We start from the raw sequence: 25975 nt of genomic DNA on the forward strand, positions 1-25975 counted from the left end.
GCGAATTATAACTGAGCTTAGGAAATTGAATAGGGGAGAGAAAGGAAAATTGCGCAAAAAATGCGCGCAAACGTCTGCTCAAGTCGGTTAACTTTGCTTAATGCTTGCCTTTAGAGTGGAGTGCTGCACAATAACGCGCACTTTATTTCCATCCCAAGGTCGTATGCATGCTACTGATGATCGATAACTACGATTCGTTTACTTACAACCTGTACCAATACTTTTGTGAGTTAGGGGCGCAGGTCAAAGTGGTACGTAATGATGAGATCGATCTGGATGGCATCCGCGCGCTGGCACCAACACATTTGGTGATTTCTCCGGGACCATGCACGCCTAATGAAGCGGGGATCTCGCTCGCGGCGATTGAAGCGTTTGCAGGCCAACTGCCCATCCTTGGCGTTTGTTTAGGGCATCAAGCGATTGCGCAAGCGTTTGGTGGGCAAGTGGTACGCGCTCGTCAGGTCATGCATGGCAAAACCTCACCCATTCGTCATAAGGGACAAGGCTTATTTAGCGGATTGAATAACCCGCTAACGGTGACGCGTTACCATTCCTTGGTGGTGAAAAATGACACTCTGCCCGAGTGCTTTGAGTTAACCGCATGGACTGAGCTTATTGATGGCCGCATTGACGAAATCATGGGTTTTCAACATAAAACCCTAGCCCTTGAAGCGGTGCAGTTTCACCCTGAGTCGATAAAGACAGAACAAGGCCATCAATTGTTGGCGAATTTTTTAAACCGCACCTAATCCCAAAAACGATGCGTAACCAGTGCCGATCGTACTGACTGCGATCACTTTTTTTGCTTTCTATCAAAGATTTATCCGCAAGCTATCATTTTTCAAGCTTATTCATAGAGGATTGTGCTACCCGCGACATGCCTTGATTTTGCTGCCTCTTTGCTTCATTTCCTATCGCCTCATAAAAATCACTTCATAAATAATCTTTTTTATTGCATAAATAGTCGTTCGTGGTGTGGGGTTTATCTCACTTGCCTGTGCATACGAGATCTTTCACCATTGAAATAGTTAAATAAATGTAAATACAATGCTGCAAATGCTTTAAGGAAATACATAATCTAACACAGAGCCATTTTGTGGAAGAATCGCTTATCTCTGAGCATGCGGTATCGAGAGGGAATGGGTAATGACGGTGGAAATGAGTGTAGATCGGAGTTCTTTTGATGAGGTGATGGTGCCTTGTTACAACCCGATGGAGTTTATCCCAGTAAAAGGTTTTGGTTCACGGATTTGGGATCAGCAGGGTCATGAGTACATTGACTTCGCTGGCGGGATTGCGGTGAGTTGTCTAGGGCATTGCCACCCAGTGATGGTGCAAGCCTTGACCACCCAAGCCAATAAGCTGTGGCATTTAAGTAACGTAATGACCAATGAGCCAGCGTTGCGCTTGGCGAAAAAACTGACTCAAGTGAGTTTTGCCGAAAAGGTCTTTTTTGCCAACTCCGGCGCGGAAGCCAACGAAGCAGCACTCAAACTGGCGCGTCGTTATGCGGCCGATGTGTATGGTCCTGAGAAATCCGAGATTATTGCCTTTAACCAAGGTTTCCACGGTCGTACTTTCTTTACCGTATCGGTCGGTGGTCAAGCGACCTATTCGGATGGTTTTGGCCCTAAACCGGGTGATATTGTTCATTTGCCTTATAACGATTTGGCTGCACTGCAAGCGCAGATCTCCGATCGCACTTGTGCTGTGATGATGGAGCCGCTGCAAGGTGAAGGTGGCATTGTTTCTCCGAGTGCTGAATTTGTGCAAGCGGTGCGCGAGTTGTGTGACAAACACAATGCACTACTGATTTTCGATGAAGTGCAGACGGGTAACGGCCGTACCGGTGATTTCTATGCCTACCAAGGGATTGGTGTGACGCCAGATATTCTGGCGACCGCAAAATCTCTCGGTGGCGGTTTCCCAATCGGTGCCATGCTGACCACGGCGAAAATTGCTGAGCACATGAAAGTGGGCGTACACGGTTCGACTTATGGCGGTAACCCATTAGCGTGTGCCGTAGCGGAAGCGGTAGTGGATTTCGTCGCGCAACCAGAAATACTGGCTGGTGTGAAACAGCGTGAGCAGTGGATGCGCGCTGAGCTAGAGAAAATCAATCAGAAATATCAATTGTTTAAAGAGATCCGCGGTAAAGGTTTGCTACTTGGTGCGGCACTCAACGATGAATGGCAAGGCCGTGCGCGTGACATTCTGGTCGCTGCGGGTAAGCAAGGCTTGATGGTGTTGGTGGCCGGGGCGAGCGTGGTTCGCTTTACGCCATCTCTCATCATCAGCCAACAAGAAATCGAAGAAGGTATGGCTCGCTTAGACAAAGCGATCGCCACACTGATGTGATAGCGAAGGGTTTGCATCGCAAGCCCTGATTGACGAACCTCGGAGGTTCGACGCTATCGCAAACTGCAGGATGACGTGAGGGGCGAAAGGTTCTCGCCCCGTGTACAATGCAGAGATTACGCATCGGGAGGGAGTAAAGATGCTAGTTGTTCGTCCGATTAGCATGGCCGACTATGAGGCGCTACATACCTGCGCTGTCGAGTCCGGCCATGGCTTCACATCATTACCAGTAGATCAAGAGCTACTGACTAATCGTATTACCCACTCAGAATACAGCTTCAGCAAACCGAACGTCACAATGCCTGGTGATGAAGGCTATTTGATGGTGGGTGTGGATACTGAAACTGGGCAAGTGGCCGGAACCACGGGCATTGAAGCCTCGATTGGCTGGGATGTGCCGTTTTATTCTTATCACATCAGCACCATAGTTCACTCTTCGCCTAAATTGGGCGTCAATAATGTAGTGAAGTTGCTGACGTTTGGTAACAACTACACCGGATGCAGTGAAATCTGCACTCTGTTTTTGCGCCCACAGTATCGCCAAGGCTTAAATGGTCGTTTGATGTCGAAATGCCGTTTTTTGATGATGGCGGAACACTCACACCGTTTTTCCAAAACCATTTTTGCTGAGATGCGCGGCGTTTCCGATGCCGATGGCAATTCACCATTTTGGAAGTGGCTACAAGAGCACTTTTTCTCGATTGATTTCACTTTGGCCGATTATCTGACTGGAATTGGCAAAAAAGGCTTTATCGCTGACTTGATGCCCAAACTGCCAATTTACGTCAACTTGCTGAGCAAAGAAGCGCAAGCGGTGATTGGTCAGGTGCATGAAAACACGCGACCTGCCTTGGTATTGCTTGAGAAAGAGGGTTTCACCTGTCGCAATTACGTCGACATTTTTGATGCGGGCCCAACCGTGGAATGTGAGCTGAACAATATCGAATCGGTGCGCCACTCAGTACGCGCCATTGTTGAAGTGGCAGAACATTCGAGCTCGCAGAATTTCATTATGTGTAACACCTCGTTTGAGAACTTCCGGGCTACGGCGGCCAAAGCCGCATACAGCCAAGAAGATAACGCGGTGATCATCTCCCCCAAAGTGGCCGCGGCGTTAGAAGTGAGCACGGGGGATTATTTACGGATTTTGGCGCAGTAGGGGATAGCCATGACACATTGGATAGCCGGTGAATGGGTTGCGGGAACCGGTGAAAAGCTGGAATCACATACGCCTTATAGCCATGAGCTTTTATGGCAAGGTTACAGCGCTAGTGGCGAGCAAGTCGACGCGGCGGTGAAGGCCGCTCGCCGCGCTTTTCTCGACTGGAAAAAACGCCCATTTGCTGAGCGTGAACAGAAGGTGTTGGCCTTTGCGGAATTGGTGAAAGCCAACAGCGAACAGATTGCGCAAGTGATTGCTAAAGAGACGGGCAAGCCTTTGTGGGAAACGCGCACGGAAGCGGCGTCGATCGCCGGAAAAATCGCAATTTCGATTCGTGCTTATCATGAGCGTACCGGTGAAACCGTGCGTGAAGCGGCGGGTAATCAGCTGGTATTGCGCCATCGGCCGCTGGGCGTGATGGCGGTGTTTGGGCCGTATAACTTCCCCGGCCACTTGCCCAATGGGCATATTGTGCCAGCTCTGCTCGCGGGCAATACCGTGGTTTTCAAACCTTCCGAACAAACGCCGTGGACTGGCGAAGTTTTGATGCAGTTATGGCAACAGGCTGGCTTGCCTGCTGGTGTCATCAATCTGGTTCAAGGCTCAAAAGAGACGGGGATTGCGCTCGCGCAATCCCGCGGGATTGATGGTTTGCTGTTTACGGGGAGTGCCAATACTGGGCATCTGCTGCATCGCCAATTTGCAGGTCAGCCGGACAAAATGCTGGCGCTGGAAATGGGCGGCAATAACCCTATGGTGATTTCAGAGCACTATGGCGATCTGGATGCCACGGTTTACACCATTATTCAATCGGCGTTTATCAGCAGTGGTCAACGCTGCACCTGTGTGCGTCGCTTGTATGTGCCACAAGGGACGAAAGGCGATGCACTGCTCGATAAACTGGTTTCCGTAACGGCCAAGCTGCGTATTGATCAGCCCTTTGCTGAACCCGCACCCTTTATGGGGCCGTTAGTTTCTGAAGCGGCAGCACAAGCGATCCTCAAGGCGCAAGCAGATCTACAAGCGCTAGGTGGAAAAAGTCTACTTGAAGCTCGCGCCTTGCATGCGGCGTTTATCACTCCGGCCATCATAGATGTGACGGCGATTGAGCGCTTACCGGATGATGAGTATTTCGGGCCTTTGCTGCAAGTGGTGCGTTACCAGACTTTGGCGCAAGCGGTAGAGCTTGCCAATGATACCCGCTTTGGCTTATCCGCTGGGCTTGTCTCGACGGATGATGGCGAGTGGGATTATTTTGTCGAACATATTCGTGCGGGTATCGTCAATCGTAACCGCCAATTAACCGGAGCCAGTGGAGATGCGCCATTTGGTGGCCCAGGAGCATCGGGCAACTTACGCCCCAGTGCCTTCTATGCCGCCGACTATTGCGCTTATCCGATGGCCTCAATGGAAGGGGATACAACGCTGCTTCCTGCTACCTTGAGCCCGGGTGTTGAACTCTAATCATAATTTATTTTGTGCCTGCGCAGCCAAGTAGGCACTTTTTTCGTCACAGGTTGAAAGCTTTATCGTGTTAGCGCTGGGTAAATTACACGGCGTTTAACCTTAATCCCTTTGCGTTTCTTAGGATCAACAAGGAGGCGTTATGACGCCAACAGCTTTATTCCAATCGCTCTGGAATGATTATATTGAGCGCCTCTGCCCATCGGCAGACAGAGTGCATCAACTCCTACAAGAAGATGAGCCGCTGATTAATGACCATATTGCGCTGCGCACATTTAATTTGGCGCCACTGGGGTTAGAGACGCTGGCTAAACCGTTTCTGGCACTCGGCTACCAAGCGTGTGGTGAGTATGAGTTCAAAAGTAAAAAACTCTTTGCTAAGCATTTTGAACATCCCGATCCTTTGCAGCCTAAGGTTTTCATTAGTGAGCTGAAAGTGGAAGAGTGTTCACCTGAGCTGCAAGCGATTGTTGAAAAGCTGGTGGCACAAGTTCAGCCACAAGCATTAGCCAGTGAGGCTTTTTTGTATGGCGGTCGCTTATGGAGCTTAAGCCATGCCGACTATCTTACTTTGGCGAAAGAGAGTGAGTATGCCGCTTGGCTTGCGGCGCATGGTTATGGTGCAAACCACTTTACAGTCAGCGTGAATCAGCTCAATGCGCTGCATGAAGTGAAACAGGTCAATGACCATCTGCGCCAACATGGCTTTAGCATCAATGAATCGGGTGGGGAAGTAAAAGGCTCACCAGAAGTCTTGCTCGAACAGTCTTCAACCATGGCTGATAAAGTGTTAGTGCGTTTTAACGAAGGCGCGGAGATGATCCCCGGTGGCTTTTATGAGTTTGCCAAACGCTACCCTATGGCCAATGGTCAGCTCTATCCCGGATTTGTCGAAGCTTCGGCGGATAAGATTTTTGAAAGCACGAACCGTTAAATCTAACGCATCATACAAATAAAAATAGCCACCGCAGGGTGGCTATTTTTTATAACACGAGACGGGTTATCGGGGCACTTAGCGAGTGCCGTAAACCACGATGGTTTTACCGTGGGCAGAGATCAGGTTCTGCTCTTCCAGCATCTTGAGGATGCGGCCAACGGTTTCGCGAGAACAGCCAACAATTTGACCGATCTCTTGGCGAGTGATCTTGATTTGCATACCGTCAGGGTGAGTCATCGCATCTGGCTGACGTGCAAGATTCAGCAGAGTCTGTGCGATACGGCCAGTTACGTCTAGGAACGCAAGGTCGCCAACTTTCTGGCTGGTCATTTGCAGACGACGAGCCATTTGACCTGAAAGGCGCATCAAAATGTCTGGGTTAACTTGGATTAACTGACGGAATTTCTTAAATGAGATTTCAGCCACTTCACACGGTGTTTTGGCACGAACCCAAGCGGTACGCTCTTGACCTTCTTCAAACAGGCCGAGTTCACCGATGAAATCACCTTGGTTCAGGTAAGAGAGAATCATCTCTTTACCTTCTTCATCTTTGATCAGTACCGCAACTGAACCTTTTACGATGTAGTACAGCGTTTCCGCCTTCTCACCCGCGTGGATCAGCGTGCTTTTTGATGGGTACTTATGAATGTGACAATGTGAAAGAAACCACTCTAGTGTTGGATCGGTTTGAGGTTTACCTAGAACCATAATAATCTCACTTCCTCTGCAGGGTACGCTTGCCGCTATCCATATTTTAGCGAAGCCTCAATTGGGCTTACTAGAATAAGAGGAGTTACCCAAGGCTGCAAGCTATCTTGTGTTTCGGTTAAGAATAGTATCCTTTTTCGAAATCGATTTCTTGATTTTAATCGTGTCAGTAGTCCGATTTGCTACGCAAAACTGTGCACATGATCACGGTATGAAAAGTAAGCATTCATCACTGGTCGGATCTAGCCAATTTTTCCCGTTTCGATCAGTTGTTGCAGCAGCGGGCGCACAATCAAATCCATCGCAAAACTCATTTTACCGCCGGGGACGACAATGGTGTTGTGGCGTGACATAAACGAGCCATCAATCATCGCCAGCAAGTACGGGAAATCGACGTTTTTGATGCCACGAAAACGGATCACCACAAAACTCTCATCCAGCGTTGGAATGCCTTTGGCATTGAGTGGGTTCGAAGTATCGACCGTAGGCACACGTTGAAAGTTGATGTGGGTGCGCGAAAATTGCGGGGTGATGAATTTAAGGTAGTCGTCCATTGAGCGAACAATCGAATCCATCACCGCTTCGCGTGAATGGCCGCGATCGCGCGTGTCGCGCACGTATTTTTGGATCCACTCAAGGTTAACTATGGGTACCATGCCAATCAAAAAATCGACGTGTTGCGCGACATTAACATCGCCATCAACGACGCCGCCGTGCAAGCCTTCATAAAACAGCACATCGGAGTTTTCAGGCAGCGACTGCCAAGGGGTAAATGTACCGGGCATCTGGTTATACGGTACCGCTTCATCAAAGGTGTGCAAGTAGCGGCGTACTTGGCCGGTGCCTACTTTTCCATATTGGCGGAAGAATTCTTCCAGTGTAGGGAAATCGTTGGCTTGCGGACCAAAGTAGCTGATATGGCGGCCTTGCTCACGCGCTTTGCGGATTTCCACATCCATTTCTGGGCGAGTAAAACGGTGGAAACTGTCGCCTTCCACCCAAGCGGGTTTGATGTTCATCATATTGAACATCTTGCGAAAGGCTTCTGAGGTGGTGGTGGTACCGGCGCCGGAAGAACCGGTCACCGCAATAATCGGATGTTTGGCTGACATGACAAACCTTGTCCTTTAAGTCCTTGATTTTGGTGCTAACTTAGACACCTTCCGAAAAATGACTATAGCACGGAAAATGCTGTCGTCACGACATGGCTAAAACGGATGGCATTTAATATCCACGGTTTCATGCAATTCTGAATAGACGATCACAGCTTGTCCAGATTGTAATTGAGTACGTACCTGAGCAATTTTCTCTTCTAGCGAGACTTCAATATCGCCATAGTCGGTGCCTTCACGCAGCACAAATTCACGGATCAAATTGTCGAGTGTGTCTGGCGCAATCTCTTGCCATGGAATGATCATAAATACCTCTTTATTTTATGATGGCGCTTTTTTATGACGGTTCTTTTGTATGACTGAAAGAAACGACGAGTTGCCGCCACGCTCAGTCGTTTGAATGTCGCTTTCATCTGTGGAGAAGGAATCGTGGATTAGCTGGGCTGTAGAAAATCATCTCGCAGCGGTGCGTAATACTCGGGTAGAGCTTGCTCTAACCAAAAATACGGTTTAAGCCATGAACCGCTCAGGAAACCCACATGGCCGCCATGCTCGAAGAGACGATAGCGGATATTGTCAGGTAGCGGAAAATTGGGGATCACCGCTTCAGTCATAAAAGGATCGTCTTTGGCGTGGATGATCTGAGTCGGGACGCGGATCTGAGTCAGCTGTTTAATCCCAGAGCACTGCTGGTAATAATCGGCTGCATCATGAAAACCGTGCAGCGGCGCGGTGATCACATCATCAAACTCGGCGAGTTTAGCGATCGCACGGATTCGCTCAGGGCTCAGTGGCAAAGCGTTTTCCAGCAGTGGGTATTTCGCGATGGCATTTTTCTTCAATGAAGAGAGCAGATAGGCTCGATACACTTTGGAAAAGCCCTGTTCGATACGTTGTGAGCAGGCGGCTAAATCGAGTGGCGCAGAAATCAAGGTGGCGGCCGTGACGATAGGATCATCCCGATACTGCGCAAGATAGTTGGCGAGCATGTTACCGCCTAGTGAAACACCGACGGCAACGATCGGACGCTCTGGTAATTGTTTACGCAGATACTCCAGCACAAAACGCGCATCGCCCGTTTCGCCAGAGTGGTAAGCGCGTGCTAAGTGGTTGGGTTTACCACTGCAACCGCGAAAATGCATCATCACCGAGAGCCAGCCTTGCCGCGCAAAGGCGTGCATCAAGCCGTTCGCGTAAGGGCTTTTGAAGCTGCCTTCTAAGCCGTGGAACAACACAAACAGCGGCTTACGCTGCGCGTGTGGTGTGCGCCAATCTTCGCTCCAAGCAAGATCGAGAAAATCACCATCAGGCGTGAATAGCGTTTGCCATTCGGCACTAAACAGCGGCTGTTTTCGCAGCAAGCGAGGCAGCAGAGTTTGTAAGTGGGGATTTTTCAGCCCCTTAGCAGCAATAAACGTGATCATGATGTTGGAGTATCGGATTCTCGGTACGGAGCTGAAAAAAGCTCGGCTAAGTATTCTGCGCCAAGCATTTTACAGTATTGCAGAGTGAGCGATAGATCTTGCGCAGGATGAAGTGTCATTCGATTGAGACAATGGACCAAATCCGCTTGCTGTTGCTTTTCTAATTGCAGCTCAAACTGCAGAGCCTCGCGATAGAGCGTGTCTGGCAAATGGCTTTTCAAGCGTCGCCGCAAATCACGAAAATCGTGCAGCAGAGTTTCCGAATGACTCAAACATTCCAGCACCGTCGGCCAGTCAGTTTCCGCAAAAGTGAGCTGCTGTTCATCTAGCCATTTGAGTAACAGCAGCAGATTGACATTGCCGTGATGGCTATTTTGCAATCGTAAGCACGCCTCTTTTACCTCGCGCACACTGTAATACTGCAAACTGAATTGCCAGAGTCTTTCCAGTGTTAATCTTGGTTTGGCGTGCTCATCACTCATTTATCCGTTGAACTCCCGTTCCATCTCTTCCAAGGTTTCTTGTTCGGCCATCCATTCTAGCTCGACTTGCTCAAGCTCGGATTTGGCGGCGGCTTGTTTAGCCAACACCTCAGTCAGTGTCGCTTTATTCTGTGCTTCGTACAGTGAGGTGTCCGACAATTGTGCTTCCATCTCACTGACAACGTGGTTCAACTTATCGAGTTTCTCTTCTAACTGTGTCAGCTTTTTGCGAATTGGCGCAGTGAGCTTACGAAAATCGGCTTCACGGCGCTTTTGCTCTTTTTTCGCCGCGGCACTGTTCGCGCTATTCGCAGTATTGGTCGGTTGGGTTTCTTTACGCTCGGCTTTTTGCTGATCGGTAAGCCATTTGTAGTAGTCATTCAAGTCACCATCAAACGGGCCGACTTGGTGATCATGCACTAAATAGAGATCATCGGTGGTGGCACGCAGCAAGTAGCGATCATGGCTGACAATGACCATTGCGCCTTCATAGCTTTGTAGCGCAAGGGTTAGCGCCTGACGCATATCCAAATCCAAATGGTTGGTGGGTTCGTCAAGCAGCAGTAAGTTGGGCTTTTGCCACACAATCAGTGCCAGCACTAAACGGGCCTTTTCACCACCCGAGAAGGGCGCGACTTTTTCGAGTGCTTTCTCACCATGGAAACCAAAGCTGCCTAAGTAGTTACGCAGCTCGAGCTCATTTTTGTCTGGCGCGATTTGCATCATGTGTTGCAGCGGCGTTTCTTCTGGATGCAGTGTTTCCAACTGATGCTGCGCAAAGTAACCAATTTTCACCCCTTGCGAGTATGTGCAGTCACCCGATTGCGGTTTGAGCTCACCCGAGAGCAGTTTGATCAAGGTGGATTTACCTGCGCCGTTACGACCAAGCAGACCGATGCGACTGCCCGGCACCAGATTGAGGCGGATCTTCTCGAGGATGAGGTTATCGCCGTAGCCCGCTGCGACCTGATCCATCATCAGGATCGGGTTCGGCAGCGCGGCAGGTTCACGAAATTCAAAGCTGAACGGGTTATCAAACTGGGCGGGCAGCACTTTTTCCATCCGCTCCAGCGCTTTAATCCGGCTTTGGGCTTGGCGAGCTTTCGACGCTTTATAGCGGAAGCGATCAATATAGCTTTGCATGTGCGCCATCTGCTTTTGTTGCTTTTGATAGATGGCTTGTTGCTGAAGCATTTTCTGTGCGCGCTGAGTTTCAAACGACGAGTAGTTGCCCGTGTATTCATTCAGCGTCTGATTTTCAATATGCACAATGCGATTGACGATTGGGTCGAGGAAATCGCGGTCATGGGAAATCAGGATCAGCGTGCCGGGGTAGCTTTGCAGCCAACGCTCTAGCCACATCACCGCATCCAAATCCAAGTGGTTGGTCGGTTCGTCGAGCAGCAGTAAATCTGAGCGGCAAATCAGCGCTTGCGCGAGGTTTAAACGCATCCGCCAGCCACCAGAAAATTGGGTCAGGCTCCAGCTCATCTGCTCTTGAGTAAAGCCTAAACCGTCAAGCAGTTCTGAGGCGCGAGCGCGAATGCTGTAACCACCGACCATCTCGATTTTGCCATGCAAATCGGCCACTTTGGTGCCGTTGTCGGCCGCTTCTGCGTCCATCAATTGGCGTTCAAGTTCGCGGTATTCGCGATCGCCATCGATGACGTATTCCAATGCTGTGCGATCCAGCGCCGGGGTTTCCTGTGCTACCCAAGCCAGCTCCCAGTGCGCTGGTTTACTGAAGGAGCCCGCATCAATGGTGAGTTCATCTTTCAGCAGTGCAAAGAGAGTGGATTTGCCGCAGCCGTTTTTGCCCACTAAGCCGACTTTGTCGCCGGGATGAATGGTGGCTGAAGCTTGCTCAAGGAGTGGTTTGCCGCCACGCAGTAGCTGAATCTCAGAAAAGGTAATCATAAAAAATCGTTTATCGCCCGTTGAATTTTCGCTCGGAATAGTAGGTGGAATAAGGATAAATGTCGATCATTATACAAATTGGGTTATGATGCTGAGTAACGGATTAGTAACAAATCAGCGGAGTGCGCAACTTGGTCAACCGAGAGCAAACGAAAGCCAAAGTGCTGGTGGTGTATGCGCACCCAGATCCACAACACTCCGTTGCCAATCAGGTGATGATGGAAAAGATTGCCGATTTAGAGCATGTTTCGATTATCGACCTCTACGCCACTTACCCCAATTTCTTTATTGATGTGCATGCCGAGCAGCAGCGCTTGCGGGAACATGATGTGCTGGTGTTGCAACATCCCCTCTATATGTATTCCTGCCCTGCTCTTTTAAAAGAGTGGATTGATCGCGTGTTGAGCAAAGGTTTCGCCTTCGGTAAACAGAGTGAGCTGAAAGGGAAACTTTGGCGCAGTGTGATTACCACTGGCGGCAACCACACCGCCTACGATCAACGCGGTTATAACCGTTATCCGCTGAATGAAATCCTGCAGCCGTTCGAGCTCAGTGCGGCTTTGTGTCAGATGCACTGGATTGAGCCTTTGGTGCTGTATTGGTCACGCAACATCAGTGATCAAGAGCGTGCGCAACATGCAGAGCGTTATCGGCAATGGTTACAAGAGATCGCCCACTGGCAAGGAGAGCCGTATGACGCCACTGACCAGTGATTTTCTCAGTAGCAGTGTCGTCTTTCTTAGCGCTGCGGTGATTGCCGTCCCCCTTGCGCAGCGCGCGGGATTAGGCTCTGTGCTTGGCTATTTGCTGGCGGGGATTGCGATTGGTCCATGGGGACTGGGCTTGATCCGCGATGTGCAAGCCATCATGCATTTTGCTGAGTTTGGCGTGGTGCTACTGCTGTTTCTGATTGGCTTAGAGCTCAACCCGAAAAAACTGTGGAATCTACGCGGCCCCATTTTAGGGCTAGGCGGCGCGCAAGTGGTGGTGACCACTGCGGTGCTTTCCAGTGTCGCGTATTTACTGGGTGTCAGTTGGCAAAGTGCGTTAGTCATCGGTATGGCGCTGGCGCTTTCATCGACCGCGATCGCTCTGCGCGTGATTGAAGAGCACGGCTTAACGCGTACTGAGGCGGGACAATCGGGATTTGCGGTGCTGCTGTTTCAAGATATTGCGGTGATCCCCATGTTGGCACTGCTGCCAATCCTCGCTGGAAACAGCAGTGGCGATTGGCTGAATGCCCTGTGGATGACGGGAGGAATTGCTGCTTTGTTACTGGGCGGACATTTTCTGCTTAACCCGCTGTTTCGATACATCGCATTAAGTGGCGTGCGCGAACTGTTTACTGTCGCGGCTTTGCTCTTGGTGGTTGGCATCGCGTTGCTGATGCAGAAGGTTGGTCTTTCGATGGCGCTAGGTACTTTTTTAGCTGGGGTGATCCTCGCAGAAAGCGAGTTTCGTCATGAGCTAGAAATCGCTATCGATCCTTTTAAAGGCTTATTGCTTGGTCTGTTTTTTATTTCGGTGGGTATGGCAGTGGACGTGGGTTTGTTACTCGTCAAGCCTCTGCAGATTATGCTGGCCGTGTTGGGCTTAGTGATTGTCAAAAGTCTAGTGCTCTATCTGCTGGCACGCCTGTCGGGTACGGTTGCCAAAGCGCGCAGCAAAATGGCGGCGATTTTAAGCCAAGGGGGGGAATTCGCCTTCGTGATTTTTACCGCCGCCAGTGCGGAGGGCTTGCTGACGGCTTCGCAAGTCTCCTTCCTTCTGGTGGTGGTGAGCCTTTCTATGGTGACCACGCCGTTATTACTCTCTGCCCAAAAATACTGGTTTGCCCGCCAGCTCAATATTGAAGAAAACCCACTGACGCCGGATGTCGAAAATAAAGAGCCGCGAGTGATCATTGTCGGTTTTGGCCGCTTTGGTCAGATAGTGGGGCGTCTGCTGTACGCCAACAAAATCAAAGTCACTATTTTGGAAAGTGACGCCAGCCAAGTACGTTTACTGCGTAAATACGGCTACAAAGTCTTTTATGGGGATGCCACCAATCTGGAACTATTACGCGCTGCGGGTGTTGAGCAAGCAGAGGCCTTGGTGGTTTGTACTGACGACCCTGAGCAAGTGATCACCATAGTAGAGCTGTGTCAGCAGCATTTTCCGAATCTGAAATTGTTGGCGCGAGCACGCAGTCGGGTCGAAGCTTATCAACTGATGAGTCTCGGAGTACAAAATTACACCCGAGAAACCTTCTTGAGCGCACTCGACTTGGGGCGCAAAGCCTTGGTTCAACTTGGCATGCATCCTTATCAAGCGAAACGTGCCGAAGAGCATTTTCATCGTCTCGATAAAACTATGCTCAAAGAATTGCTACCGCAACATAATGAAGATAAACAACTCGAACTGCGCGCCAAAGAAGCGCGTACCGAACTTGAAGAAATATTTAGCCGTGAGATGGACAGTGATCAGCTCTCACGCCGATATTGGGAAAAGGAGTAGTACAATCTCGTGAAACAGAAAAAACGTTTTATCGCTGGCGCAAACTGCCCACAGTGCAAGACCGCCGATACGTTACAATGGTGGGTAGAGAACAGCATTGAGCTGGTTGAGTGCGTCGAATGTGGGTTCCATGAACAGCGTAAACCCAAATCCGTCGAGCAGAGTGAGCATGCGAATGAGCAGATGATCGGGATTTTTAAGCCGGAGTAATTGAGTTTCTGCGTGTGATCTTCATAATATCGGCAACATTCTTCTCTTGGCCTGCATTTGGCAGTCAAGAGACAACCTCCCTGGAGCAGTTATGAAAATTGAAAAAAACACGGTAGCAAGTCTTGCTTACCAATTGACTATCGAAGATGGCGTGGTGGTGGATCAGTCTACTGTTGATGCGCCGCTGGATTACCTGCACGGTCACAATAACCTGATTACAGGTCTTGAGCGTGAATTGGAAGGCAAAGTGGCTGGTGATAAATTCACCGTTACTATCGCACCAGAAGATGCATACGGCGAACACAACGAAGATCTGGTACAGCGTGTTCCTGCAGACGTGTTCCAAGGAGTGGATGAGCTGGAAGTCGGTATGCGTTTCCTCGCCGATACAGACCAAGGTCCAATCCCAGTTGAAATCACTGAAGTGGATGGCGATGAAGTCGTGGTTGATGGTAACCACATGCTGGCTGGCCAGTCACTGACTTTCACCGTAGACGTGGTTGCCGTGCGCGCAGCGACGGAAGATGAGATTGCTCACGGTCATATCCACCAAGTGGGTGGCTGTGGTCACGATCACGACCATGATCATGAAGGCGGTTGCTGCGGTGGCGAAGGCCACGGTCTCGATCACCATGGTCACGGTAAGAAAGAAGGCGGCTGCTGTGGCGGCGGCGGTTGTGGTTCTCACTAATAGTGAGCCCATCTCGCTAAGTAGTACGTTATTTTCGTAGTACGACAGATTTGAAAGTGCTAACCGCGATCCGGTTAGCGCTTTTTTATTGCGAACTTTGGCACTATACGCCCATTCTAAACGCCGAAATGAAACGGTTAACCTTATTGGAGAACACAAGTCATGACACAGCCTTTTGCGATTGCCATCCATGGCGGTGCCGGCACGATTTTGCGTGAGCAGATGAGTGATGCATTGCGCATGGACATCCTCGCGACTTTAGAGCAAGCCGTGCGAGCCGGGCATCAGCTACTGGTTGAAGGAGCCGATGCCTTAGATGCGGTGGTGGCAGCGGTGACAGTATTGGAAGACTCGCCACTGTTTAATGCCGGCAAAGGCTCAGTACTGACGCACAATGAAATGGTGGAGATGGATGCCTCGGTGATGCATGGCGCAGCCCGAGAGGCTGGCGCGATTGCGGGTGTGCGTCATGTTCGCAACCCAATTCAACTCGCGCGCGATGTGCTGCGTCATAGTGATCATGTGTTTTTGATTGGTGATGGGGCGGAGCAATTTGCTTTCCTGCAAGGGCATGTTTATACCGAGCAAGACTATTTTTTCACTGAGCGCCGTTATGAACAGCTGCAAAACATGAAGCAGCAAGATCGCTTTGCACTTTCAGAAGCTTCCTATCAATCAGAGTCTGCTGAACAAGAGCCGCCAAGTGAATATCCCGATGATAAGAAATTTGGCACGGTAGGCGCGGTGGCGCTGGATCAACAGGGCAATTTGGCGGCGGCGACCAGTACGGGTGGGATCACCAATAAACGCTTTGGTCGCGTGGGCGACTCGCCAATCATCGGCGCTGGAACGCTGGCTGAAAATGGCAATGTCGCCATTTCATGCACTGGAATGGGCGAGTACTTCATCCGTTATGCGGTCGCAGGCGATATTGCAGCACGCATGCGTTATCTCAAAGAAGATGTCCATATCGCCTGTGAAACCGTGGTACAAGGTGAACTGAAAAGTGTAGGTGGTGAAGGGGGATTAATTGCGATTGATGCGCAGGGCGATCTTCACTTTGCCATGAACAGTTCTGGCATGTATCGCGCGGGGATTGATCGCCATGGTCAATTCAGTGTGAAAATTTACGCTGACGAATAACCTTTTCTTAATAACTGAATGGATTTTCAAAGCCGTTTTATATGAATTTTTCATGCTTAAAAAATGACTGCAAGGATTCAAATTCGGTGCTAGAATCCTTTTTTAACTAGCAATCAGACTTGGAAAGATGGGTAATAACGTTGTCGTTCTTGGCACCCAATGGGGTGACGAAGGTAAAGGTAAAATCGTAGACCTTTTAACTGAAGATGCAAAATACGTGGTTCGCTACCAAGGCGGACACAACGCAGGTCACACACTAGTAATCGACGGTCAAAAAACCGTTCTCCACTTAATTCCATCCGGTATTCTTCGCAATAACGTGAAATGCATCATCGGTAACGGTGTAGTACTTTCACCAGAAGCATTGATCAAAGAAATGTCTGGTCTCGAAGAGCGTGGTGTTCCTGTTCGCGAGCGTCTTTTCATTTCTGAAGCTTGTCCTCTGATCCTGCCATACCACGTTGCTCTTGACCAAGCGCGCGAAGCCGCTCGTGGCAAGAAAGCAATCGGTACTACTGGTCGTGGTATTGGTCCTGCGTACGAAGATAAAGTAGCTCGTCGTGGTCTGCGTGTTGGCGACCTATTCGATATGGCTTCTTTTGCTGAGAAACTGCAAGAAGTGATGGCATTCCATAACTTCCAACTTGAGCACTTCTACAAAGTAGAACCAGTAAGCTACGAAGCGGTACTGGAGCAGGCGAAGGGTTATGCAGAACTGCTGACTTCTATGGTTATCGACGTAACCAACGAACTGGATGCAGCGCGTAAGCGTGGCGACAAAATCATGTTCGAAGGCGCGCAAGGTACACTACTGGATATCGACCACGGTACTTATCCATATGTAACGTCTTCAAACACCACTGCTGGTGGTGTTGCTGCGGGATCTGGTTTTGGTCCTCGTCACCTAGGTTACATCCTTGGTATCGCGAAAGCGTACTGCACTCGTGTTGGTGCCGGTCCGTTCCCAACTGAACTGTTTGACGAAGTGGGCGATCATTTAGGCACTAAAGGCCATGAGTTTGGTGCAACCACAGGTCGTAAGCGTCGTTGTGGTTGGTTTGATGCAGTGGCAATGCGCCGCGCGATCCAAATCAACTCAGTCACCGGCTTCTGCCTGACCAAACTGGACGTTCTAGATGGTCTGAAAGAGATCAAAATCTGTACGGGTTACCAAATGCCTGACGGTTCTATTGCTGAAGTTTCACCTATGGCCGCTGACGCATTTGAAAACGTGACGCCAATTTTCGAAACTATGCCTGGTTGGTCTGAAACGACTTTCGGTGCAAAAACGCTGGCTGAACTGCCACAGACAGCACTGGATTACATCAAGCGCATAGAAGAGCTGACTGGCGTTCCGGTAGACATCATTTCTACTGGCCCAGACCGCAACGAAACCATCATCAAAGTTCACCCATTCAGCGCGTGATCTTGAGATAAAAAACAGTAAGCCGACTCACCGAGTCGGCTTTTTTTTGCCATACTCTTGGTGGTATTTTGTGCGCCTGTGGCAAAAAGTTGCCGCAAAACGGTAAACGGGGCTAAAGCGATTGCATTCAATGCCGATATAGAAAGCAATCCGGGTCAACGTGCAATGCGGCGCGTGGTGACTGCCGGTGTTTATAAGAGTGCGGGTATGAAGCTACGAACGGTAGCCGCTTCCTTATTGCTTGCATGGCACTCCTCTTACAATCCTGCTTATGCAGCGGATTTAGGAGAGCCAGTGCCTATCTATTCGGAAGCTGAGCTAATCAAACTGATTGAAGAAAATAAGCATCTTGAGCGCGTAAAAGCGGATAATTGCCAGATCGTGGAAGATATTGTCGCACGTGCGACACGTATCAGTCTGCCCTCTTATGAGTTTCTGTATGGCGATATGCTGGCTTGGGGAGTGTGTGTGGATCAGGATGTTGAGCTGGGTCTCTACTATATGGAGAATGCGGCGCATCAAGGTTTGCCTGCTGCTCTGGAGCAGCTTGGGCGCTACTACTCACGCGGCACCTTAGTTCAACAAGACAAAGAACGCGCGATCCCCTATCTGCGTGAAGCAGCGGCAATGGGCAATCTTAATGCGCGTATTCAGCTCGCTGAACTGTTACTGCGTGATTACGGCAGTCCGCTCGATTATGAAGATGCCTACCGCTGGTTGTATAACTCGGTCACTGCCGATCAGCGTACTCACAATCGTATCGCTCTGCTGCGTCAAGGTTTAGAGCGTAGGATGCCGGAAAATATCATCGCGCGAGCCAAACGCCGAGAAACGTTCTGGTAAAGCCGCTTTACCAGAACTGGTTCCCTTTAGCGCAAGAATTGCCGCATCTCTTCAAGCGCCTGCATGATCTGCTGAGTCGAAATTTGACGCTCTTTCTCTGGGGCAAGTTCTGAATTGAGAGTCTCGACTCGCCCGGTGGGGTAGCTCACCAACATCTCTTTATCACTCACTAACGCATAGTTAAAGTAACTACCGATAATCGTCCATTCCCGTTGTGGGCTCTCTTGCCAAAGCGGGTAGCCTAACGCAAATTCATTGAGTGGATTTTGTACCCCTAACACTTCTTGCATCAACATAGGCGCAATATCGAGGTGGGTGGTTTTGTGCGTTAATACGCTTCCTTCTTTGTCAGGAATGTAGATGTAAAGTGGTACATGGATCTGCGCCATGCTGTAGTTACTGCCATGTCCCCAATAATTTTGTCGATTGTCATTAAACTCTTCACCATGATCGGATGTGATGATCACTATGGTATTGCGCAGCTCATCACGGGCTTGCAACTGCTCAAGAACTTTGCCAATCAAACTATCAGCGTAATAGAGGGCATTGCGATAGCGGTTATGGTACGGCTCGGGATCAAAATCGTTGTTGAGTTTGATGTGATCGACTCGCTCCCAATAAGGGGTGAAAGGTGGTGTCATCGAGCTTGGGAAATCAGCCGCATGCGCTGAATCGTAAAACAGAAAACCGAAGTAGGGCTTGCTACGATCCCGTTGCTCTAAAAAGTGCAAAAAATCCTCAGTAATACGTTCATCACGCTGTGGTGAGTTTTCTCCAGGCGTGACTGTACGTAGCTGGGCAATTTTGCTGAATATCGTTCGGTCAAACGGTGGGCTATTGAGTGGTGCCGAGCCGTAAATAGCAAACTGATAGTTCAAATCTGCGAGAGTTTGCATCAGCAGTGGGCGAGTTTGGCTGGTTTGAAACTCCTCCCAATAGGTAGCGGGTAAGCCGTAAAAGAGACTGAATAAGCCAGCTTGGGTTGAATTTCCACCACTTAAGTGATGAGTAAAGCGCGTGGCTTGTTGACCAAAGTGAGCAATGTTGGGCGTCACATCGCGATTGGCATCATCAAAACGCCAAGCATCAATCCCAATCAATAAAATGTTTGGGCGCTCTGCAGGCGGTTCAATGTGCAGAGGTCGCAGCGGATAGTTGAGAGTACTGCTGGTTGGTGCATGAAAATCCACCTGCTGACGGCGGGCGGATTGCGCATCAACAACACCGAGCTGGTCGAAAAAGCGTTTTGCGGTCAACGGATAATAGAGCGGCCAGTGATAGCTGTAGCTTGGGATCTCACTGTCATAAGTGGCATCTTTCCAAGCGTGGATAAACTGGCTACTCAGCAATGAAAGTAACCAAACCGCCGATACCCAGCGAACTCCACGTGAATGTTGAATGCGTTGCGCCAGTTTCATGATGAGCCATTGGGCAAAGCCGACCACGAAGACAATAAAGCCTGCCATCGCAAGGGTATACCACGACACGCTGATCACTTGCTGTCCACCATGCAACAGCAAATCCCACACAAAGCCACTCAGATGGAATCGGTACTGTTGATACACTTCAATATCGACCATCAACAAAATGCTCACGGCCCAAGAGGCTACAAACACAACACCGTGCAGTAGGCGACTCGGGAGCCAAACCAGAGCGAGTGAAACCAGCGTGATGGCAAAGGCAAATAACCCAAACCAGCCAAACTGGGTGGCCGAAAGATAAGCGTACGCTACCCTATTACTGCTGCTGACCTCCATCCATTGCAAATAGGGGAGGCCCAATACAGCTAATAAAACAGCATTCAAAATAAAGTGACTAAAAAGCCACTCTATATTCTTTTTTATCATCAATAACATGTGGAATCCCCGTAGCAAATGGGATTGGTTGGACAGCAAAATTGCTGCAAATAATAACTTAAAAGTTGACCTATGTCACATTACCTAGAATGATGAAAGAGTTCTGTGCGTTGTCATTAGTTGTTCGTAGTGACAAAGCAGTAGGATATAACTAACACCTTCCTAGATAAGCAGGTCTGCCTATGTCTGATACCACACATCTTGATCCTTTCGCTGATCGCGAAGCCGACAATTATGACAATCCAATTCCGAGTCGTGAGTACATTCTCGAATTTTTAACCCAAGCCAATGTTCCCATGAATCGCAACGATCTGTTCGAAGCCCTCAAACTAGAAGGCGAAGAGCAATATGAAGGGTTGCGTCGTCGCCTGCGGGCAATGGAACGAGATGGCCAACTGGTGTTCACGCGCCGTCAATGCTATGCCTTGCCAGAAAAACTGGAAATGGTGAAAGGCTATGTGATTGGCCACAAAGACGGCCACGGCTGGGTTCGTCCAGAAGGAAGCTTAAACAAAGAAGGCGATATTTTATTGCCCCACCACCAGATGCGTACGCTGATCCATGGTGATTTTGTCTTAGTGCAGCCGAGCGGTACTGATAAACGAGGCCGTAAAGAAGGGCGCTTAGTACGCATTCTCGAAGAGCGCAATGGCCAAATTGTCGGGCGTTTCTTCTTTGAATACGGTTACTCTTATGTGGTGCCGGATGACTCACGCATTCATCATGACATTCTGATCCCCAATGACTTACGTGCCGGCGCTCGCATGGGCAACGTGGTCGTGATTGAAATTACCGACCGTGGCACGCGTAACCGCGGCATGATGGGTAAAGTCGTTGAAGTGTTGGGTGAAAACATGGCCCCGGGTATGGAAACGCAAATTGCGATTCGTACTCACCAAATTCCCCATGAATGGCCCGCAGAAGTTGAGCAGCAAGTAGCGGGATTGACCGAGGAAGTACCTGAAGAAGCCAAGCAAGGCCGTGTCGATCTACGTGCTTTGCCATTAGTCACGATCGATGGCGAAGATGCTCGAGATTTCGATGATGCTGTCTATTGTGAAGCGAAAAAAGGCGGTGGCTGGCGTTTATGGGTCGCGATTGCCGACGTGAGCTATTACGTACGTCCCGATACCGCTCTCGATAAAGAAGCGATCAACCGCGGTAACTCGGTCTATTTCCCATCGCAAGTTGTCCCAATGTTGCCGGAAGTGCTGTCGAACGGCCTCTGTTCACTCAACCCACAAGTCGATCGCTTGTGCATGGTGTGTGAAATGACCGTATCGGAAACGGGTAAGCTCTCGGGCTACAAGCATTACGAAGCGGTAATGAACTCGCACGCTCGCCTGACTTACACCAAAGTGCATGAAATCCTCGAAGGGGATGAAGAACTGCGCGAGCGTTATAAAGCGCTGGTTCCTCATCTTGAAGAGTTGCACAAAATGTATCAGGTGCTGAAAAGTGCACGCGATGAGCGTGGCGCGATTGAGTTTGAAACCGTTGAAACCAAATTCATCTTCAACGCTCAGCGCAAGATTGAAAGCATTGAGCCTGTTGTACGTAACGATGCGCATAAGCTGATTGAAGAGTGTATGATCCTCGCCAACATCGCCTCTGCCTCTTTGGTAGAAAAAGCCAAAGAAGCGGCGTTGTACCGTGTCCATGAGCCACCAGGTGAAGAACGTCTCACTGGCTTCCGTGATTTCCTCGGTGAGTTGGGGCTCGATCTCTCCGGTGGCCTTGAGCCATCACCGACCGACTACGCCAATTTAATGAAGCAAATTGGTGAACGTCCAGATAAAGAGCTGATCCAAACCATGTTGCTGCGCTCGATGAAGCAAGCGGTGTATAACGCGGATAACGCGGGTCACTTTGGCTTGGCGTTGAAACGTTACGCACACTTTACATCGCCAATCCGTCGTTACCCGGATTTGTTGCTGCATCGTGCGATCAAATATCTGATCGCGAAGCAAGAAGGGCGCAACCAAGACCGTTGGACTCCAACCGGTGGCTATCACTACTCCTTCGATGACATGGACTTCTACGGTGAGCAGTGCTCCATGACTGAGCGCCGCGCTGATGATGCGACGCGCGAAGTGTCTGACTGGCTCAAATGCGAGTATATGCAAGATCATGTGGGTGAAGAATTAGAAGGCGTCGTCGCGAACGTCACCAGTTTCGGCTTCTTTGTCCGTCTCACTGAGCTGCACATTGACGGCCTGGTACACATTTCGACTCTGGCTAACGACTACTACCACTACGATCCGATTGGTCAGCGTCTGGTGGGGGAAAGTTTTGGTGCCATCTATCGTCTTGGTGATGCGGTAAAAGTAAAAGTGTTGGCGGTAAACCTTGATGATCGCCAAATTGACTTTGAATTGGTCGAAACTAGTCGTAAGCTACGCGGCCAAGGTAAAACCGCCAAGAAACGTGCCGATGAAGCTCGAGCCAAAGCGCAAGGTAAAAAAGAAGCGGCCACTAAAGGTGCCCGTGGCAAATCACCAACGAAATCAGAGTTGAAACCACAGGTAGAAGCGACGCGCCGTCCAGACAGTGAAGGCCGTAGCAAACCGAAAAAGACCAAAGCGCCGAAAAAACGCAAAGACCAAGCTCGTAAGAAAAGCGGCAAAGTACGAGATAAAACCAAATAGGTAACACATGAGTAATGAATTGATTTATGGCATCCACGCCGTGAACGCGGTACTACAACGCGATCCCGCGCGTTTTGTCGAAGCGTATGTGCTTAAAGGTCGTCAGGACGATCGCCTGCTGCCGGTACTCAACGAATTGATGCGTCTTGGCGTCTCAATTCAAGAGATGAGCCGCAAAGCGCTGGATGACAAAGCGGAAGGCGCCAATCATCAAGGATTGATTGCCCGTGTTAAACCTGCTCGTCAACTCAATGAAAATGACCTTGACGATATCCTCGCTCAGCATGAGCAACCCCTGTTGTTAGTACTGGATGGGGTAACTGATCCGCACAACCTCGGGGCTTGCCTGCGTAATGCCGATGCGGCAGGTGTGGCGGCAGTCATTGTTCCGAAAGACAAATCAGCACCACTGACCGCGACCGTCAGTAAAGTGGCGTGTGGCGCGGCGGAAACGGTACCGCTCGTGCGCGTTACTAACTTGGCGCGTACCATGCGCGCACTGCAAGAAAAAGGTGTCTGGTTTGTAGGGACTGCAGGCGAAGCGACTCATGATATCTATCAAAGCAAACTGACCGGGCCGCTGGCGATTGTAATGGGCGCAGAAGGGGATGGCATGCGTCGTTTAACGCGTGAAACCTGTGATGATTTGATTAAAATCCCGATGGCAGGCAGCGTATCAAGTCTAAACGTGTCTGTAGCTTGTGGTGTCTGTTTATTTGAAGCAGTACGCCAGCGTATGGCGAATCGGTAAGTTCAATCATTCCATCATCGTAAACGGGCACTTGAGAGTGCCCGTTTTTCTTATCATCCCTAAACCACGGCATTTAGCGGTCGTGATTGTTTGGCGCATGCATAAACACTCCAGTGACGTTATCGTTAACAGAGATTTAATTCCGTTTATTTTTCAAACATACCTTGCAACTGAAACTGTGATCGGTATAATGCCCGGCACTGGTTTAGCCAGTTGTGAACCAATGAGCAGTGAGGAGCTGTCCCATCTTATTGATAGGTCAGGTAATGTATACTCAGCTTATGTTCGCAGTTAATAAAAATTTAGCTTTCTACTATCTTGCGATAGTTCAGGTTAATCACCTATTAGCTGACAATGCGTCCTAATCTTGGATGCTACGGTTTCACATAAATCAATCGGCATTCTCTCGTCTTATCGAGTTTGAGTGGCGATATTGTTTGTGTAATTTTTTAATATTGGAGCTCTGTCTCATGCAGAACCAACGTATCCGTATCCGCCTGAAAGCTTTCGATTACAAACTGATCGATGCTTCTACAGCGGAAATCGTTGAAACAGCTAAGCGCACTGGCGCACAGGTTCGTGGTCCAATCCCACTGCCAACTCGTAAAGAGCGTTTCACTGTTCTTATCTCTCCACACGTTAACAAAGATGCTCGTGATCAGTACGAAATCCGTACTCACAAACGTCTAATCGACATCGTTGAACCAACAGACAAAACTGTTGATGCTCTGATGCGTCTAGACCTTGCTGCGGGCGTTGACGTACAAATTAGCCTAGGTTAAGGGAGATTAGAAGAATGATTGGTCTAATCGGTCGTAAAGTGGGCATGACCCGCGTATTTACTGAAGACGGCGTTTCTATCCCAGTAACTGTTGTTGAAGTTGAAGCAAACCGCGTTTCTCAAGTGAAAACTCTTGAAACTGATGGCTACGCTGCAATCCAAGTCACTACTGGTTCTAAGAAAGCTAACCGTGTTACTAAGCCAGAAGCTGGTCACTTCGCGAAAGCGGGTGTAGAAGCTGGTCGCGGTCTTTGGGAATTCCGTTTGGAAAACGGTGAAGAGTTTGCAGTAGGTTCTGAACTGACTGTTGAACTGTTCAACGAAGTAAAAAAAGTAGACGTTACTGGTACATCTAAGGGTAAAGGTTTCCAAGGTGCTGTTAAGCGCTGGAACTTCCGCACTCAAGATATGACTCACGGTAACTCATTGTCTCACCGTGCTCCTGGTTCAATTGGCCAATGTCAAACTCCAGGTCGCGTGTTCAAAGGCAAAAAAATGGCAGGTCACATGGGTGCTGAGCGTGTAACGACTCAAAACCTAGAGATCGTACGTGTTGACGCTGAGCGCAATCTGCTTCTGATTAAAGGTGCAGTCCCAGGCGCAACTGGCGGTAACGTGATCGTCAAACCAGCTGTTAAAGCGTAACGTCTAGGAGTAAGTAATGGAATTGATGGTTAAAGGTGCTAACGCACTAACTGTTTCCGAAACTACTTTCGGACGTGAGTTCAACGAAGCTCTTGTACACCAAGTAGTTGTTGCTTATGCAGCAGGTGCTCGTCAAGGTACTCGTGCTCAAAAGACACGTTCAGAAGTTTCTGGCGGTGGCGCTAAGCCATGGCGTCAAAAAGGTACTGGCCGTGCACGTGCTGGTACAATCCGTAGCCCAATCTGGCGTACAGGTGGTGTTACTTTTGCTGCGAAACCACAAGATCACAGCCAAAAAGTAAACAAGAAAATGTACCGTGGTGCTATGAAGAGCATTCTGTCTGAGCTAGTTCGTCAAGAGCGTTTGATCGTTGTTGAAAACTTCTCAGTTGAAGCTCCAAAGACCAAAGCTCTGGTAGCTAAGCTAAAAGAACTTGAGCTGAACGATGTTCTCATCGTTACTGGCGAAGTAGACGAAAATCTGTTCTTAGCTGCGCGTAACCTGTACAAAGTTGACGTGCGTGACGTAACTGGTATCGACCCAGTAAGCCTGATCGCATTTGACAAGGTTCTAATGACTGCTGCTGCAGTTAAGCAAGTTGAGGAGATGCTGGCATGATCCGTGAAGAGCGTCTACTAAAAGTTCTACGTGCTCCGCACATCTCTGAAAAAGCAACTATGTCTGCTGAGAAATCGAACACTATCGTTTTCAAAGTAGCAAAAGATGCCACTAAGAAAGAGATCAAAGCAGCTGTAGAAAAGCTATTTGAAGTTGAAGTTAAGTCTGTAAATACCCTGATCATCAAGGGTAAGACCAAGCGTCAAGGTCTGCGCCAAGGCCGTCGTTCAGACGTGAAAAAAGCGTACGTGACTTTGAATGAAGGTCAAGATCTTGACTTCGTTGGCGGCGCGGAATAACAG

25 protein-coding genes are annotated in these 25975 nt (G+C 49.4%); 18 read left to right on the top strand and 7 right to left on the bottom strand.

Annotated elements, in window-relative coordinates:
• The first annotated feature begins 167 nt into the window (after positions 1-167).
• From T411_RS0108390 to T411_RS0108410, 5 genes are all read left to right on the top strand, one after another.
• On the top strand, positions 168-749 hold the full coding sequence (locus T411_RS0108390; protein WP_000925681.1) for an aminodeoxychorismate/anthranilate synthase component II: 582 nt from the start codon (positions 168-170) through the stop codon (positions 747-749).
• Between the two features lie 397 nt (positions 750-1146).
• Positions 1147-2358, top strand: coding sequence for an aspartate aminotransferase family protein (locus tag T411_RS0108395; RefSeq protein WP_000215482.1), 1212 nt, complete (start codon positions 1147-1149; stop codon positions 2356-2358).
• Between the two features lie 139 nt (positions 2359-2497).
• Positions 2498-3517, top strand: a complete 1020-nt coding sequence (gene astA / locus T411_RS0108400) for an arginine N-succinyltransferase (protein WP_000962042.1) — start codon at positions 2498-2500, stop codon at positions 3515-3517.
• 9 nt (positions 3518-3526) lie between these two features.
• Positions 3527-4984, top strand: coding sequence for a succinylglutamate-semialdehyde dehydrogenase (gene astD, locus T411_RS0108405; RefSeq protein ID WP_000150128.1), 1458 nt, complete (start codon positions 3527-3529; stop codon positions 4982-4984).
• Positions 4985-5126: 142 nt separating this feature from the next.
• Positions 5127-5918: a DUF1338 domain-containing protein gene (locus tag T411_RS0108410; protein WP_000189091.1), complete on the top strand. Its 792-nt coding sequence runs from the start codon at positions 5127-5129 to the stop codon at positions 5916-5918.
• A gap of 78 nt (positions 5919-5996) precedes the next feature.
• On the opposite strand, the gene crp is transcribed toward T411_RS0108410, so the two are convergent.
• The 6 genes from crp to T411_RS0108440 form a co-directional block, all read right to left on the bottom strand.
• Positions 5997-6629, bottom strand: a complete 633-nt coding sequence (gene crp, locus T411_RS0108415) for a cAMP-activated global transcriptional regulator CRP (protein WP_000242748.1) — start codon at positions 6627-6629, stop codon at positions 5997-5999.
• A gap of 242 nt (positions 6630-6871) precedes the next feature.
• Entirely contained in the window at positions 6872-7741 is an 870-nt protein-coding gene (locus T411_RS0108420; protein WP_001274667.1) for a phosphoribulokinase, read from the bottom strand.
• A gap of 96 nt (positions 7742-7837) precedes the next feature.
• Positions 7838-8047 carry a YheU family protein gene (locus T411_RS0108425; protein WP_000586561.1) on the bottom strand — a complete coding sequence of 70 codons (210 nt, stop codon included), beginning with the start codon at positions 8045-8047 and terminating at the stop codon, positions 7838-7840.
• Between the two features lie 128 nt (positions 8048-8175).
• Positions 8176-9165 (bottom strand): hydrolase, encoded by a 990-nt coding sequence (locus tag T411_RS0108430; RefSeq protein ID WP_000627575.1) that lies wholly within the window; start codon positions 9163-9165, stop codon positions 8176-8178.
• Positions 9162-9647, bottom strand: a complete 486-nt coding sequence (locus T411_RS0108435; RefSeq protein WP_001278735.1) for a TIGR02444 family protein — start codon at positions 9645-9647, stop codon at positions 9162-9164. Before T411_RS0108435 ends, T411_RS0108430 begins: the two co-directional genes overlap by 4 nt.
• Positions 9648-11564, bottom strand: a complete 1917-nt coding sequence (locus T411_RS0108440; protein WP_000627681.1) for an ABC transporter ATP-binding protein — start codon at positions 11562-11564, stop codon at positions 9648-9650. It abuts the gene before it with no gap.
• Positions 11565-11686: 122 nt separating this feature from the next.
• On the opposite strand from T411_RS0108440, the gene kefG reads away from it, so the two are divergent.
• From kefG to motX, 7 genes are all read left to right on the top strand, one after another.
• A complete protein-coding gene (kefG, locus tag T411_RS0108445; RefSeq protein ID WP_001245312.1) occupies positions 11687-12277 on the top strand; it encodes a glutathione-regulated potassium-efflux system ancillary protein KefG in 591 nt (196 codons plus the stop codon).
• Complete coding sequence (gene kefB, locus T411_RS0108450) at positions 12258-14060, top strand: glutathione-regulated potassium-efflux system protein KefB (protein WP_000188337.1); 1803 nt, start codon at positions 12258-12260, stop codon at positions 14058-14060. The genes kefG and kefB overlap by 20 nt, the downstream gene beginning before the upstream one ends.
• A 9-nt stretch (positions 14061-14069) precedes the next feature.
• On the top strand, positions 14070-14270 hold the full coding sequence (locus T411_RS0108455) for a YheV family putative zinc ribbon protein (RefSeq protein ID WP_000810607.1): 201 nt from the start codon (positions 14070-14072) through the stop codon (positions 14268-14270).
• A gap of 91 nt (positions 14271-14361) precedes the next feature.
• Entirely contained in the window at positions 14362-14961 is a 600-nt protein-coding gene (gene slyD / locus T411_RS0108460) for a peptidylprolyl isomerase (RefSeq protein ID WP_000687662.1), read from the top strand.
• Positions 14962-15123: 162 nt separating this feature from the next.
• Positions 15124-16104 carry an isoaspartyl peptidase/L-asparaginase family protein gene (locus T411_RS0108465; protein ID WP_000193324.1) on the top strand — a complete coding sequence of 327 codons (981 nt, stop codon included), beginning with the start codon at positions 15124-15126 and terminating at the stop codon, positions 16102-16104.
• 127 nt (positions 16105-16231) lie between these two features.
• On the top strand, positions 16232-17530 hold the full coding sequence (locus T411_RS0108470; RefSeq protein WP_000527934.1) for an adenylosuccinate synthase: 1299 nt from the start codon (positions 16232-16234) through the stop codon (positions 17528-17530).
• Positions 17531-17737: 207 nt separating this feature from the next.
• Positions 17738-18373, top strand: a complete 636-nt coding sequence (motX, locus tag T411_RS0108475) for a flagellar protein MotX (protein WP_001883957.1) — start codon at positions 17738-17740, stop codon at positions 18371-18373.
• A gap of 26 nt (positions 18374-18399) precedes the next feature.
• On the opposite strand, the gene T411_RS0108480 is transcribed toward motX, so the two are convergent.
• A complete protein-coding gene (locus T411_RS0108480; protein WP_000925711.1) occupies positions 18400-20229 on the bottom strand; it encodes a DUF3413 domain-containing protein in 1830 nt (609 codons plus the stop codon).
• A 182-nt stretch (positions 20230-20411) separates the two neighbouring features.
• Here T411_RS0108480 and rnr point away from each other — a divergent pair, with 182 nt between their 5' ends.
• The 6 genes from rnr to rplW all read left to right on the top strand — a co-directional run bounded on the left by rnr (position 20412) and on the right by rplW (position 25972).
• On the top strand, positions 20412-22877 hold the full coding sequence (rnr, locus tag T411_RS0108485; RefSeq protein ID WP_001285864.1) for a ribonuclease R: 2466 nt from the start codon (positions 20412-20414) through the stop codon (positions 22875-22877).
• A 7-nt stretch (positions 22878-22884) separates the two neighbouring features.
• A complete protein-coding gene (rlmB, locus tag T411_RS0108490; protein WP_000064142.1) occupies positions 22885-23628 on the top strand; it encodes a 23S rRNA (guanosine(2251)-2'-O)-methyltransferase RlmB in 744 nt (247 codons plus the stop codon).
• A gap of 470 nt (positions 23629-24098) precedes the next feature.
• A complete protein-coding gene (rpsJ, locus tag T411_RS0108495) occupies positions 24099-24410 on the top strand; it encodes a 30S ribosomal protein S10 (protein WP_001181007.1) in 312 nt (103 codons plus the stop codon).
• A gap of 14 nt (positions 24411-24424) precedes the next feature.
• Positions 24425-25054, top strand: coding sequence for a 50S ribosomal protein L3 (gene rplC, locus T411_RS0108500; RefSeq protein WP_000579663.1), 630 nt, complete (start codon positions 24425-24427; stop codon positions 25052-25054).
• A gap of 16 nt (positions 25055-25070) precedes the next feature.
• Positions 25071-25673 (top strand): 50S ribosomal protein L4, encoded by a 603-nt coding sequence (rplD, locus tag T411_RS0108505; protein ID WP_000422344.1) that lies wholly within the window; start codon positions 25071-25073, stop codon positions 25671-25673.
• Positions 25670-25972, top strand: a complete 303-nt coding sequence (gene rplW / locus T411_RS0108510; RefSeq protein WP_000617542.1) for a 50S ribosomal protein L23 — start codon at positions 25670-25672, stop codon at positions 25970-25972. Before rplD ends, rplW begins: the two co-directional genes overlap by 4 nt.
• Positions 25973-25975 lie beyond the last annotated feature (3 nt).

Source organism: Vibrio cholerae ATCC 14035 (assembly GCF_000621645.1).
Classification (GTDB): Bacteria; Pseudomonadota; Gammaproteobacteria; order Enterobacterales; family Vibrionaceae; genus Vibrio; species Vibrio cholerae.

Bases quoted from the DNA above. Each gene is read 5' to 3' on its own strand.
- T411_RS0108470 (WP_000527934.1), top strand. From the start codon at position 16,232: ATGGGTAATAACGTTGTCGTTCTTGGCACCCAATGGGGTGACGAAGGT.
- slyD (WP_000687662.1), top strand. From the start codon at position 14,362: ATGAAAATTGAAAAAAACACGGTAGCAAGTCTTGCTTACCAATTGACT.
- rplD (WP_000422344.1), top strand. From the start codon at position 25,071: ATGGAATTGATGGTTAAAGGTGCTAACGCACTAACTGTTTCCGAAACT.
- T411_RS0108420 (WP_001274667.1), bottom strand. From the start codon at position 7,741: ATGTCAGCCAAACATCCGATTATTGCGGTGACCGGTTCTTCCGGCGCC.
- T411_RS0108390 (WP_000925681.1), top strand. From the start codon at position 168: ATGCTACTGATGATCGATAACTACGATTCGTTTACTTACAACCTGTAC.
- T411_RS0108410 (WP_000189091.1), top strand. From the start codon at position 5,127: ATGACGCCAACAGCTTTATTCCAATCGCTCTGGAATGATTATATTGAG.
- rplC (WP_000579663.1), top strand. From the start codon at position 24,425: ATGATTGGTCTAATCGGTCGTAAAGTGGGCATGACCCGCGTATTTACT.
- T411_RS0108465 (WP_000193324.1), top strand. From the start codon at position 15,124: ATGACACAGCCTTTTGCGATTGCCATCCATGGCGGTGCCGGCACGATT.
- T411_RS0108395 (WP_000215482.1), top strand. From the start codon at position 1,147: ATGACGGTGGAAATGAGTGTAGATCGGAGTTCTTTTGATGAGGTGATG.
- T411_RS0108435 (WP_001278735.1), bottom strand. From the start codon at position 9,647: ATGAGTGATGAGCACGCCAAACCAAGATTAACACTGGAAAGACTCTGG.
- astA (WP_000962042.1), top strand. From the start codon at position 2,498: ATGCTAGTTGTTCGTCCGATTAGCATGGCCGACTATGAGGCGCTACAT.
- T411_RS0108425 (WP_000586561.1), bottom strand. From the start codon at position 8,047: ATGATCATTCCATGGCAAGAGATTGCGCCAGACACACTCGACAATTTG.
- kefB (WP_000188337.1), top strand. From the start codon at position 12,258: ATGACGCCACTGACCAGTGATTTTCTCAGTAGCAGTGTCGTCTTTCTT.
- rnr (WP_001285864.1), top strand. From the start codon at position 20,412: ATGTCTGATACCACACATCTTGATCCTTTCGCTGATCGCGAAGCCGAC.
- T411_RS0108430 (WP_000627575.1), bottom strand. From the start codon at position 9,165: ATGATCACGTTTATTGCTGCTAAGGGGCTGAAAAATCCCCACTTACAA.
- crp (WP_000242748.1), bottom strand. From the start codon at position 6,629: ATGGTTCTAGGTAAACCTCAAACCGATCCAACACTAGAGTGGTTTCTT.
- rpsJ (WP_001181007.1), top strand. From the start codon at position 24,099: ATGCAGAACCAACGTATCCGTATCCGCCTGAAAGCTTTCGATTACAAA.
- T411_RS0108440 (WP_000627681.1), bottom strand. From the start codon at position 11,564: ATGATTACCTTTTCTGAGATTCAGCTACTGCGTGGCGGCAAACCACTC.
- rlmB (WP_000064142.1), top strand. From the start codon at position 22,885: ATGAGTAATGAATTGATTTATGGCATCCACGCCGTGAACGCGGTACTA.
- astD (WP_000150128.1), top strand. From the start codon at position 3,527: ATGACACATTGGATAGCCGGTGAATGGGTTGCGGGAACCGGTGAAAAG.
- motX (WP_001883957.1), top strand. From the start codon at position 17,738: ATGAAGCTACGAACGGTAGCCGCTTCCTTATTGCTTGCATGGCACTCC.
- rplW (WP_000617542.1), top strand. From the start codon at position 25,670: ATGATCCGTGAAGAGCGTCTACTAAAAGTTCTACGTGCTCCGCACATC.
- T411_RS0108480 (WP_000925711.1), bottom strand. From the start codon at position 20,229: ATGTTATTGATGATAAAAAAGAATATAGAGTGGCTTTTTAGTCACTTT.